7 protein-coding genes are annotated in these 11,995 nt (G+C 41.8%); 3 read left to right on the forward strand and 4 right to left on the reverse strand.

Features of this window, described 5'->3' with window-relative positions; translation table 11 throughout:
* Positions 1-45: 45 nt before the first annotated feature.
* The 4 genes from LDL79_RS02525 to LDL79_RS02540 all read right to left on the reverse strand — a co-directional run bounded on the left by LDL79_RS02525 (position 46) and on the right by LDL79_RS02540 (position 6,979).
* On the reverse strand, positions 46-1,557 hold the full coding sequence (locus LDL79_RS02525) for a rhamnogalacturonan acetylesterase (RefSeq protein WP_225599050.1): 1,512 nt from the start codon (positions 1,555-1,557) through the stop codon (positions 46-48).
* A gap of 8 nt (positions 1,558-1,565) precedes the next feature.
* Positions 1,566-4,427 (reverse strand): glycoside hydrolase family 2 TIM barrel-domain containing protein, encoded by a 2,862-nt coding sequence (locus LDL79_RS02530; RefSeq protein WP_225599051.1) that lies wholly within the window; start codon positions 4,425-4,427, stop codon positions 1,566-1,568.
* A gap of 19 nt (positions 4,428-4,446) precedes the next feature.
* The gene (locus LDL79_RS02535; RefSeq protein ID WP_225599052.1) at positions 4,447-5,733 is read right to left on the reverse strand and encodes a rhamnogalacturonan acetylesterase; all 1,287 of its coding nucleotides are present in this window, start codon (positions 5,731-5,733) and stop codon (positions 4,447-4,449) included.
* Positions 5,734-5,932: 199 nt separating this feature from the next.
* Complete coding sequence (locus tag LDL79_RS02540; protein ID WP_072980149.1) at positions 5,933-6,979, reverse strand: GntR family transcriptional regulator; 1,047 nt, start codon at positions 6,977-6,979, stop codon at positions 5,933-5,935.
* A gap of 149 nt (positions 6,980-7,128) precedes the next feature.
* Between LDL79_RS02540 and LDL79_RS02545 the strand changes: the two genes are divergently transcribed.
* The 3 genes from LDL79_RS02545 (at position 7,129) to LDL79_RS02555 (ending at position 11,992) form a co-directional block, all read left to right on the forward strand.
* Positions 7,129-9,225, forward strand: coding sequence for a bifunctional aldolase/short-chain dehydrogenase (locus tag LDL79_RS02545; RefSeq protein WP_167597731.1), 2,097 nt, complete (start codon positions 7,129-7,131; stop codon positions 9,223-9,225).
* 95 nt (positions 9,226-9,320) lie between these two features.
* Entirely contained in the window at positions 9,321-10,601 is a 1,281-nt protein-coding gene (locus LDL79_RS02550; RefSeq protein ID WP_167597732.1) for a sugar isomerase, read from the forward strand.
* A 17-nt stretch (positions 10,602-10,618) separates the two neighbouring features.
* On the forward strand, positions 10,619-11,992 hold the full coding sequence (locus LDL79_RS02555; protein WP_225599053.1) for an FGGY-family carbohydrate kinase: 1,374 nt from the start codon (positions 10,619-10,621) through the stop codon (positions 11,990-11,992).
* Positions 11,993-11,995 lie beyond the last annotated feature (3 nt).

The raw sequence follows: 11,995 nt of genomic DNA on the forward strand, positions 1-11,995 counted from the left end.
AGCCCGGAAACACCGGGCTTTGTTATTAGTTCATAAAATCGATTTCTATTCTTCAGAAGCGATAAACACATAATCCCGCAAGTCTGATTTGCGCAATCCTTCAATCAGTTCTGCAACCGTAAGCGCATTTAATTGTGCTCCCGCGTGATTGGTATGGGTATGATCATCGGGGAAAAATTCGGCAACTTTTTCTTTACCCATCGCTTCGTATTTCTGAGCAACGGCTTCATTCAGATCTAAAAAGTACCCACCGGCTTCATCCACTGCTTCTTTCGCCCATTTCACATAAGATTCGGTGGGGCGTTCTACCTTTCCGTTAGGCCATTCGTTACGGGGAATCATACTCAATACGATTGGTGTTGCTCCTGCAGCTTCGGTTTCTTTGATGTATTGCTTCATATACCAGCCATACGTATGCACAGTCTCAACACCTGTACTATCGCGCTGTACCTCTTGCGTTTCGTCGCCCATTCCTTTTAAAGAACCGCGATATTTAGGCTGATCTACATGTCCGCCGTCATTATGACCAAATTGCATCAGTACAAAATCTCCGGGTTCTAAACGCTCTTTTATTTCATCCCAAAGTCCTTCATAGCGAAAGGTACGGCTGCTTCTTCCCCCACGCGCTTTGTTATATACATTCATTCTTGTGGTGTCTATATGCTGCGGAAGATAAACGCCCCAGCCGGTTTTCCCATCCTGACCATTATTGGCCACGGTAGAATCTCCAATGATGAATAAATTACGCTTTCGCGGAAGCGTGATCTCAGGATTTTCAAGCACATATTCTTTTAAAGAATTATCACTTTCCTGAAGTCCTTCTGCGATCAACAAGGCTGCTAAAACCGCTCCTTTAGCCGATGTATGCGTGTGATCGCGTTTGTAAAATAAATGACCGGTGACTTGATCCTCGCCCCGCTGCTCCATTTCCGAAGCCATTTTATCGTTAAGATTGATGAAGGTTACTCCCTCTTGTTCAGCGATTTGTTTTGCCCATCCGCCATAACTTTCATCATTGCGGGGCACTTGCCCATCCACCCAGTCGTTACGGGGGATTGGTGCCATAACTACAGGGATCGCTCCTTTAGCTTTTGCTTCGGTAACCACTTTACGAATATACCAGCCATAACTGTGCACCACCTCGTGCTCACCGGTAAGCATATTGTCTATTTCTTCAGTTTCTTCACCGGTTCCTTTGATGGTTCCACGAGCGCGCGAATCGTCGTTGAGCGCTCCGCTATCGTTATGCCCAAACTGAATCAACACATAATCGCCTTTTTGCAAACTGTCTAAGACAGGCTGCCAAAGCCCCTTGCTTTGAAAAGTACGGCTGCTGGTTCCGCCCAATGCGTGATTTTCAACCGAAACTTTTGTGGTATCTAAAAACTGACCGATGTAATCGCCCCAGCCCCAAAGACCTCCATCTCCTTTACCGCTACCATTTTTTACTGTAGAATCTCCCACGCAATAGACCGTGGGTTTCTGAGCCTGTGCAGTATTACAACTCGTAAAAAGCACTGCTGAAAAAAGCACTAAAAATGCTGAAACTATTCTCATATCTAATTCTATTTTAAGTCTACATCTGTTCTAAAGTCAAACCAAAGTTTCATAGAGATCCCGTCGTCGCCGCTCTTGATCCTAATGTTTGAAGGCTGACTGCTAGGCCCCTGTTGCGATAAAGGTTTAAAGGCACGTTGCCCCGGAATCTCATACATAAATGAGATATTCCCCGGAGGAAATGAGGGCTGAAAATGACTCCCTCTAAAGCCATTCTGTGCTTCATCCGGTGTAAATAAGCGCAGGAATAATTTATCGCTTTCGCTAAATACTTTGAAGCTGTTTTTCCCGGCTTGAAGATTTCCGGCAAGGAAATTTGCATAAAATCCTTTAAACTCCGGATAAACTAAATTTTCAAAACTTTCTCCGGTAATGGTGTTATTGTATTCTTTTTCCCAAATACCGTATTCAATTCCTTGCAAGCGGTTGCGCCACGTGTGGTATGGTCCGCGACCAAAAAACGTAATTCCCTCAACTCCTTCTTCTGGAAAGTCAAAAGTGATTCCAAATTTATCGATATCGCCTTCATAAAATGCCCCGTCAAAACCACTGTTGCGGCCTGCATTTTTAAGTGCGATCATTTTCATATGCACACGACCATCAGGATACATCGTCCAGGTGATGTGATCAATCCCGCCGTTATAATCAATTCTACAAACTGCATTTTTACCCTCTTGGGTTAAGGTAACTTTTTCAACCTCAGCTTTCATCCCAATAGGCTTAGGACCGTTCACAAAAGGTATATTACGTTTTTCACTGTTCACCTCTGTGATGTAACCGGTTTGTGTATTCAGTTTTAAGGTGACTTTATCGCTTTTTAAAGTGACCAGATTATCATCTTCTGTAGCTTTAGCCGATTTCTTAACCGCTTCTTGATAGATCAACTTATCAGCAAAATAATCTGCTTTATGCAGTGCCCAAGTCCACGTATAGATCTCACGCCCGTGTTGATCTGTTGCCGTAATTTCAAGCCAATCTCCTTTAAAGAAATCAGCTGCTACCGGCATTGTGACCTTTCGGGTTTCACCGGGTACAGCATCCGGAAGATCGATGACTCCAGAAGTTACCACCGTCGCTATAGTATTAGGGTTGTACATTGTTCCCGCTCCGGCTTCCATCACCCTGTAATTCATCGTTACGGTGTTTAGGTTGCTAAATAAATACGCATTGGTAACAAGAAAACTTCCGTCAAAGGTTTCTGTGATTGCTTTCGGTTGAAATTGTACTGGCGACCATACTTCTTTCACCGTGTAGAAACTACCTTCTTTCTCGCGATGCGGACCTAAAACACCATCGGAAGCAAGGTTGCCTTTAGAATCAAATTTCTCCTCACCGGTCCAGTCGGTTCGCAGCACGGCTTCATCGCTATATACCCACATAAATCCACCGGCAAACAACGGACTTTCGCTATAATGTTCCCAGAAATCTTTGAGTCCGGCTCCTATCCCGTTGTCGTACGTTCCGTGCATAAATTCAGTAGGAAAAAACACATTTTCTCCACTTCCGAAGCGGTGCACGCCGGTTAAATAGGTTGGATAATGATGGGTATCCCAACCGTTAAAATCAGACCACGGGTGAATTACAATTCGGTTTTGTGGGTCGTGTTGCTCAAAGTCATCGTCGAGATCGTAGTTCCATCCGCCTTCATTTCCTTGATCCCAAATGATCACCGAAGGATGGTTCACGTCGCGATCTACCATCTCCTTGATCAATTGTTCACCGGTTTCTGTATCATACGGATTCTGCCAGCCGGCGAGTTCGTCTAACACTAAAAGCCCCAAAGAATCACAGACGGCAAGAAAATGATCATCAGGCGGATAATGAAAACGCACCGCGTTCATATTCATATCCTTGATCAGGTTTACATCCATCACGCTGATGCGTTTGCTGGTACTGCGGCCACCTTCCGGCCAAAAGCTGTGGCGGTTGATCCCTTTCATCACGAGCTTAGTTCCGTTAAGGTAAATTCCGTCGCGTTTTCTAAAATCTAAAGTTCTAAAACCGATGCGTTCTGAAACTTCGTGCACGGTTTTTCCATTTTTTTGCAATTCCAGTTTCAGCGTATATAAATTAGGATGTTCAGGATCCCAAAGTTTTACTTCGCTCCATTGTGTAGCGATGGTTTGTTCTGTTTCGGTAGTGAGGTCAATGGTTTTTACTTCAAAAGTTTCATTCCCTTCTAACGGACTCAACGAAGCCAGAACCTTTAGATTTTCTGAAGGATTCACTAAATCCAGAACAGCCTTTAGGCTCCCGTTCATCTGTGCATCAACGGCGATATGATCTATATGTGTTTGTGGTTTTACTTCGAGCCACACCGGTCGATAAATCCCACCAAACAGCCACCAGTCGGCTTTTCGCTCTGCGTTGTTTACGGTATTATTTTCAGAATGCTTCCAGACGTGCACTTCGAGTAGGTTTTCTTCCCCAAAATTTAGAAACTCAGTAATATCATATTCAAACTCATAGAAACCGCCGTGATGCTTCGGCCCTACCACTTCCCCATTTATTTTCACTTCGGTATCGGTCATTACTCCACCAAAATGAATGGTCACAACCTGTCCCTCTACTGAAGCAGGCATCTCAAAATCAAGTTTGTAAAAGCCTTCTTCTTTACTGGGTTCATCCTGCTCCAGTTCTTTATACCAGCGACCATACGTGTACTCGCCAAAGCCTTGCAATTCCCACTGTGAAGGAACTTCAATAGTTGACCACTTTCCGCTGTTATTTCCTTCTGAAACTTTAAAATCCCAAGTTTTGGGATGTTCAAAATCAGGACCCGAAAGCATTATTTTATGGGTTTGTTGCGCACAGATAAACGTGCTGCTTGCCAGTAAAAAAACTGAAAGTATGCGTGTTTTTAGGTTCATAAACAACTGGGTTAAATTTTTAATTTCCGTCAGGTTTTAGGGATTCAAACAGACTGCTGTAAGGAAGGGTGTACGATTCAGGAAGGTCGGGTTTATTAGGATCGTAACTTGGTGCATCGTTAGCGATATAGTTTTTAAGTTCAGAATCGCTTTTGCGCAGACCGCTTAGGATCGCCAGCGCAACCTCATTAGCACCAAAATTACTGAAGTGCGTATTATCTTCTAAAGCTTCCCGCTGCCCCGGAAACATATTTGCGGCATACTGAACAAAAGCCTTACGAGATAATTGCGGGCCCCAGGCTTCGTACATTTTGGTCGTCATTTTGGTTAGATCTATTAATGCCACCGCTTCGTTTTGAGCAACTTTGCGCATTGCTTCAGGGAACTCACCGTGTGTAGGTTTTAAATTTTTACCGTCAAAAGCACGACGTTGTGTAGGCGTAATTAAAATAGGAGTACCGCCTTTTTCATTAATCCGTTTTATAAAATCGGTCATTATTGAAGTATAGAGGCCGTATGCTCCTGCGCCTTCTCCTTTTACCTTCTCATCGTTATGACCAAACTCGATCACTACAAAATCGCCTTCTTTTAATTGGCTTAAGATCTTATCAATTCTACTACTTCTAAAAGACGCCAGAGAAGCCCCTGAAGAAGCTTGATTGGCGACAGCGATCTCCTCGTTCAAATAGGCCGTTATAAATTGACCCCAAGAAGCCCAAGGCTCCACATCCTGATTGGTTACCGTAGAATCCCCCGCTAAAAACAAGGTTTTTGTCTGATTTACAGGTTCGATCTTTATTGATTGTACAGTACTGCTCCCTAAGAACTCGAGCGTTAATTTCTTATCCCAATCTAATTTGGCCAGTTCACGCTCTTTTAGTCCAACATCATAACCGGGCTCGATCGTTTTATTAAAAAGGCTAAGCGTGAAGGTTTGAGTAACCGCCTTTGATGAGTCGATACGTTCTTGCGCTAAAAAGAGCCGTTTTGATTCGGCTTTCACCGTCATTTCAGTGTTTTTGCCTGATAAAGTTACCCTGACTTTATAATTTCCTTCAGGAAGATCTACAGAAAAATACACCGGCAATGTGGCTTTAAACCCTTCTTCTTGCATTGCTATCCGATAGGCAGTACCCAGATCAAAACCATAACCCGAAGCAGGAGTATAAGGAAGTGCTGTTGCAATGAAAGTCGCATCAGCATGGGTTGCCTTCCTTCCGAAGTCAAAATAATGAGTGTTCGTTTGGCTCGCAATCGATTGCATTGAAACCACAATCAAAACAAGCATTTGAAAAATTTTATACATAACACGTTTTGGGTAAACTATCTCAGGGCAAGCCCGTGAGGCATTAGTTGGAAACAAATTTTCAATTTCGAGGCATCCCGATAACTATTGGGACGGCGTCTTAAACCCTTTGGCCTCGCCAATAAAAACGAAAATTACAATTCTTAACCTAATAAGCTATCCTGTACTGTTATGATAAACGTATATTTTACAATTAATATTAAACGCTGTTGCGCTCAATGTATTTAAAAACGTTTTTGACCTTTTCTTTTTTGTTTTTAAGGACCATATAGGCTGCGGTCTCGCCCATCGCTTTAAAATCGGTACTGATCACGGTGATGCCTAGTAATTCTTTTAACGGTGTTTCGTTGTAAGAAATCACGCCAATATCTTTACCCATAGTCAAATTGCGCTCGCGTATCTGACGCACAAGATTTACCAAGTCCATTTCTTCGATCGTGATGTAAACATCGCGACTTTCAAAATCCATATCATCGTAGATCTCATTGAGAATTTCGTACTCAAAATCATATTGCATACAAAATTGCTTAAAGCCGTGCATAATACGTCTTGGATACGGGTGAATGAGTTTTTCAGGATAAACTAGAATAAGCTTGTCGTACTTTTTAAGCTTATCCATTCCTTCTTTGAGCGCGTTAAAAATATCTTCTTTAAAATCCTGATAGATAGAACCATAATTACCCTTGATCTCAGGCTTGGTGTTATCTACCATTAGCAGTTGATCTTTAGGAATTAGCTCAATTGCTTTCAAGACTTCGGGGGTAAAGCTTATGTGATTGAGATCATTGTCTTTAAAATGCGGCATGATAACGTAATAGTTATACGCGCCAAGATTCTTCTCAATAGCATTTACAAACAGAGACTCTTCACAGTGATAGATATACAGGTTTACGTGCGCATTTACGCCTAAAGTGTTCACAAAATGATTAAAGATCATCATCTTATAAGAACTGGGCTTATTGATGAGGAAAAATACATTAATACGCGAAATCAATTCGGTTTTAGCGGTATAGTACCCCTTCCCTTTCACCGAAATGATTACCTTCCGCTCTTTTAAAATCTTGTACGCTTTTTCAACAGTATCCCTACTTAAATAAGCAGATTCACTCAGTTCATTTATAGATGGAATTTTCTCCCCAATCTTTAATTTTCCTTTCGCTACATCATTAATTATAGAGTCAACGATTTGCTTGTATTTGGGTATTCGAGAATCTTCATTAATACTAATGTTTACATTTTGAGACATAGATAAGAAGCGTGTGTTTGTTTGTGTTTTGTAAAACTAATCAAAAGATTAGCGTATTAAAACAAATATGTTGCAGTACAGCACAGGATGCTATCCTTTTTGTTTACATCTATTTTTGGGTCAGATGCTATAACCTTTACAAACTAAAAATGGAAAAAACTTTTAGCCACGTAGATTATCTTTGGGATGAACAAAAAGCGGCAGAATTAGGAGACGATCAGGTTGCTCTTTTTCTGTATCGCTCTAACATCCTTGGCGCAGATTTAAGAATAACAAATTACGGCGGCGGTAATACCAGCTGCAAAACCATAGAAAAAGATCCGCTTACTAATGAAGACGTCGAAGTGATGTGGGTAAAAGGTTCTGGAGGTGATATAGGTACGCTAACCCGACAAGGAATTGCCGGTTTATATACAGAGCGCCTGAGAAACCTTAAAAATGTTTACGGTGGTCTTGAAGATGAAGACCGTATGGTAGGCCTTTTTAATCATTGTATTTACGACTTAGATTCAAAAGCACCTTCTATTGATACGCCTCTTCACGGCTTACTTCCTTTTGCACATATAGATCACCTGCATCCTGATGCGCTTATCGCAATTGCTGCGGCAGAAGATAGTGAGAAAATCACCAAAGAAATTTGGGGTGACACGATGGGTTGGGTACCTTGGCAGCGACCTGGTTTTGACCTTGGTCTTCAGCTGGAAAAATGCCTGAATGAAAATCCGGGAATCCGCGGAATTGTCCTAGGAAGCCACGGTTTATTCACTTGGGGAGATACTTCTTACGAATGCTATATCAATAGTCTTGAAGTGATAGAGAAAGCGTCTTCTTATATTGAGAAAAAGGTAAAGGAAAACGGAAGCGTTTTTGGCGGTCAAAAGATCGAAAGTTTACCGGCAGATCAGCGTAAAGATCAGGCTGCTAAATTAATGCCGCTTCTTCGCGGACTCGCTTCTTCTGAAAACCGTATGATTGGTCATTTTACTGATAGTGACACGGTGCTTCAGTTCATCAACAGTAATGATCTGGAAAAATTAGCTCCAATGGGAACTTCGTGCCCAGACCACTTCTTGCGTACTAAGATTCAGCCATTAATTCTGGACTTAGATAAAAACGCAGATCTTGACGACACCGAAGCAGTATTGGCTAAACTAGAGCCGTCATTTGAGCAATACCGTCAGGAATACAAAGACTATTACGAAAGCTGCAAACACGACAACAGTCCGGCGATGCGTGATCCTAACCCGGTGATCATTATTTTTCCGGGAGTGGGAATGTTTAGCTTTGCTAAAAATAAACAAACCACACGTGTAGCAAGCGAATTCTACATCAACGCCATCAACGTAATGCGCGGTGCAGAAGCGATTACCAGCTATACTTCTTTACCTCGTCAAGAGGCATTCGATATCGAATATTGGTTGCTTGAAGAAGCCAAATTACAACGTATGCCTAAAGAGCAACCGCTTTCTCGCAAAGTAGCTCTGGTTACCGGTGCTGCCGGCGGAATTGGTAAAGCGATCGCAGATAAGCTTGTTGCTGAAGGTGCTAATGTCGTACTTACCGATATGAGCGAGGAAGCTTTAAAAGAAGCTGTTGCAACATATAAAAAAGATCAAGTTGCCGGTGCGGTTTGCGACGTTACTAGCGAAGAAGCCATTAAAAAAGCCTATAAAGAAGCTTGTTTAGCCTTTGGTGGTGTAGATATCGTGATCCACTCTGCAGGATTAGCAATTTCTAAAGCTTTAGAAGACACCACGCAAAAAGATTGGGATTTATTACAGAATGTACTTGTTAAAGGGCAATTTTTAATGGCTCAGGAAGGTGTTGCAATTATGCGCAAGCAAGGCTTAGGCGGTGACATCGTGAATATCGCAAGTAAAAACGGACTCGTTTCAGGGCCTAATAACGTAGGTTATGGTACTGCAAAAGCTGCTCAACAACATATGACACGCTTACTCGCTGCAGAATTAGGCGGTGATAAAATTCGTGTAAATACTGTAAATCCAGATGGTGTTATCGTAGGTAGCAAAATCTGGGAAGGCGCATGGGCTGAAGGTCGTGCAAAAGCGTACGGCATCGAAGTTAAAGACTTACCTGCGCACTACGCAAAACGTAATTTGCTTAACGAGATCATCCTGCCAGATGATATTGCAGATGGTGTTTTTGCCTGTGTGGGCGTACTGCAAAAAAGTACCGGAAATACCATCAACGTAGACGGTGGTATGGCCAATGCTTTTGTACGCTAATTTTAATTGAATTGTTTTTAATTATCAGAAACTCCTTATTCTGTTTCTAGTCTCGGGAGTTTCTGTTAATTTAATATCCTCCAAATTTGTCTTCTATGAATATCGAAACACAACAACTACAAGATCTTAACGCAAAAAACCTTTCTACTCATAAATCTCAATTCGATTTCTTAACTCAAACGTTGTCGAAATCTAACGTTGATGTAGATCAGGTTATTAAAAAACTAGCCGATTTTCAAGTGGCGATTCCTAGTTGGGCATTAGGTGCCGGCGGAACCCGCTTCGGAAGATTCTCTTATGGAGGGGAACCTGCTTCTTTAGAACAAAAAATTGAAGACATCGGGCTTATTCATAAGCTAACACAAACGGCAGGGGCTGTTTCGTTACACATTCCTTGGGATGTACCGGAAGATTACAATGCGATCAAAGAACTCGCTGCCCTTAACAAGATCAAGTTTGATGCGGTAAACAGCAACACCTTTCAGGATCAAAAAAATCAAAAGGAAACTTATAAATACGGTTCGCTGAGCAATACCAGTGCAGCTGTACGTGAGCAGGCGATTGCACACAATAAAGAAGTGGTAGAAATTGGAAATAAATTAGGATCAAAAAGCTTGACCGTATGGTTAGCAGACGGGGCTTCTTTTCCTGGGCAAAACAATTTTCAGACTGCACTAACGCATACCCAAAACAGCTTGATCTCAATCTATGAAGATATGCCGGCAGATTGGAAAATGTTTATCGAGTATAAACCTTACGAGCCTTATTTCTACAGTACCGTTATTCAAGATTGGGGAACCTCGTTAATGCTTGCCAACGGCTGCGGTGAGCGCGCGTACACTTTGGTAGATTTAGGACACCACCTTCCGAACACGAATATTGAACAAATTGTTTCCATCTTAATGCTAAAAGGAAAACTTGGAGGTTTTCACTTTAATGACAGTAAATATGGTGATGATGATATCACCGTTGGAAGTATCAAACCGTATGCACTTTTCCTGATCTTTAACGAACTCGTTTACGGAATGCAGAACAATCCACAAAACCCGGAATTGGGCTGGATGATCGATGCAAGCCACAACCTCAAAGATCCACTTGAAGATTTGATTCAATCCCTTGAAGCGATTCAGGAAGCCTATGCTAAAGCCCTCTTGATCGATCAAGATGCTTTACGAGCGGCTCAGGAAAATAACGACGTTACCTTGTGTCAGGAGATTTTACAAACCGCATACCGCACCGATGTACGACCATTAGTTCAGGAGGCACGTCTAAAAACCGGCGGTGCACTGAATCCTATTGCGGCCTACCGCGATCTAGGAGTACGTGATGCACTTATTAAAACAAGAGGAAAAAACACAGTAGCTACAGGGCTATAAACTGCAAGCAAGAGTAGATGAAGAAAACAGTTACGGCAGTATTTGATATAGGGAAAACCAATAAAAAATTCTTTCTTTTTGATGCTGAATTTCAAGAGGTTTATCGCGAATACGTTCAGTTTGATGAAATAACAGATGAAGACGGCCATCCTACCGAAGATCTTTCAGCGCTTCGCGATTGGTTAAAAACCGTTTTTGACCGTATGCTCAAAACTGAAAAGTATGATATCAAAGCCATCAACTTTTCTTCATACGGGGCTAGCTTGGTGCATCTCGATGAGAACCGCGATGTGATTTTCCCGCTGTATAATTATACGAAATCGATTCCGCAGGAAATTATTGAAAGATTTTACGAGAAATACGGTCCAGAAGAAGATTTTCATCAGAAAACAGGTTCGTCTAGCTCCGGAATGCTCAATGCCGGAATGCAACTCTACTGGTTGAAAAATACCAAGCCGGAAGTTTTTAAGAAAATCAGATATTCATTACACCTTCCGCAGTATTTAAGTTTTGTATTTACAGGAATTCCGCTGAGCGAGTACACCAGTATAGGTTGTCATACCTCGCTATGGGATTTTGAAAAAAGAGATTACCACGATTGGGTGTATGCCGAAAACTTAGATCAGATCCTCCCGCCTATCGTTTCTACCGAAACGAGTATCAATATGAATTATAATGGTAAACGTATCAAAATTGGCGTGGGTATTCACGACAGTTCTGCGGCTTTGCTTCCGTATGTACGCAGTCTAAAAAATCAATTCATTTTGATCTCAACGGGAACCTGGAGTATCGCGTTAAATCCGTTTGTAGAACGCACTTTGAGCAAGAAAGATGTGGCAGATGATTGTATCAATTATATGCGCATTAACGGAAAACCGGTTAAATCAGCCCGCTTGTTCTTGGGTAATGAATACAGCATTCAAGTAAAAAAGCTCACTGAGCACTACGGCGTAGACAAAGACTATCACAAGACGGTAAAATTTGATCCTGAGATTCATTACGAGATCGTAAAAGAATTTGAAAAACTGTTTAAATGGGAATCGATTGACGATCCTGAAATGCCTGAAGAAACCCATTTGCGTTATACCTCATTTGAGGACGCTTATCATCATTTAATGATGGAACTCGTGCTGCTTCAAGTAGAGAGCATTAAAAGCGCCAAAGGAAACATGACTATCGAAAAACTCTTTGTTGACGGTGGTTTCAGCGATAACGATATCTATATTCATTTGTTATCGCATCACTTCAGAACAATGGAATTGCGTACCACAGATTCTTCGCTGGGATCTGCCTTAGGCGCAGCAATTTGTATCTCTGATACCCAACTGAACTCTAAATTTTTAAAGAAAAATTATTCGATGAAAAAGCATATTCCTTTCATCGCTAAATAACTA

The organism is Leeuwenhoekiella palythoae, assembly GCF_020310025.1.
Taxonomy (GTDB): Bacteria; Bacteroidota; Bacteroidia; order Flavobacteriales; family Flavobacteriaceae; genus Leeuwenhoekiella; species Leeuwenhoekiella palythoae.

Excerpts from the sequence above, each read along its gene's own strand:
- LDL79_RS02525 (WP_225599050.1), bottom strand. The coding sequence starts at position 1,557 with ATGAGAATAGTTTCAGCATTTTTAGTGCTTTTTTCAGCAGTGCTTTTT.
- LDL79_RS02530 (WP_225599051.1), bottom strand. The coding sequence starts at position 4,427 with ATGAACCTAAAAACACGCATACTTTCAGTTTTTTTACTGGCAAGCAGC.
- LDL79_RS02535 (WP_225599052.1), bottom strand. The coding sequence starts at position 5,733 with ATGTATAAAATTTTTCAAATGCTTGTTTTGATTGTGGTTTCAATGCAA.
- LDL79_RS02540 (WP_072980149.1), bottom strand. The coding sequence starts at position 6,979 with ATGTCTCAAAATGTAAACATTAGTATTAATGAAGATTCTCGAATACCC.
- LDL79_RS02545 (WP_167597731.1), top strand. The coding sequence starts at position 7,129 with ATGGAAAAAACTTTTAGCCACGTAGATTATCTTTGGGATGAACAAAAA.
- LDL79_RS02550 (WP_167597732.1), top strand. The coding sequence starts at position 9,321 with ATGAATATCGAAACACAACAACTACAAGATCTTAACGCAAAAAACCTT.
- LDL79_RS02555 (WP_225599053.1), top strand. The coding sequence starts at position 10,619 with ATGAAGAAAACAGTTACGGCAGTATTTGATATAGGGAAAACCAATAAA.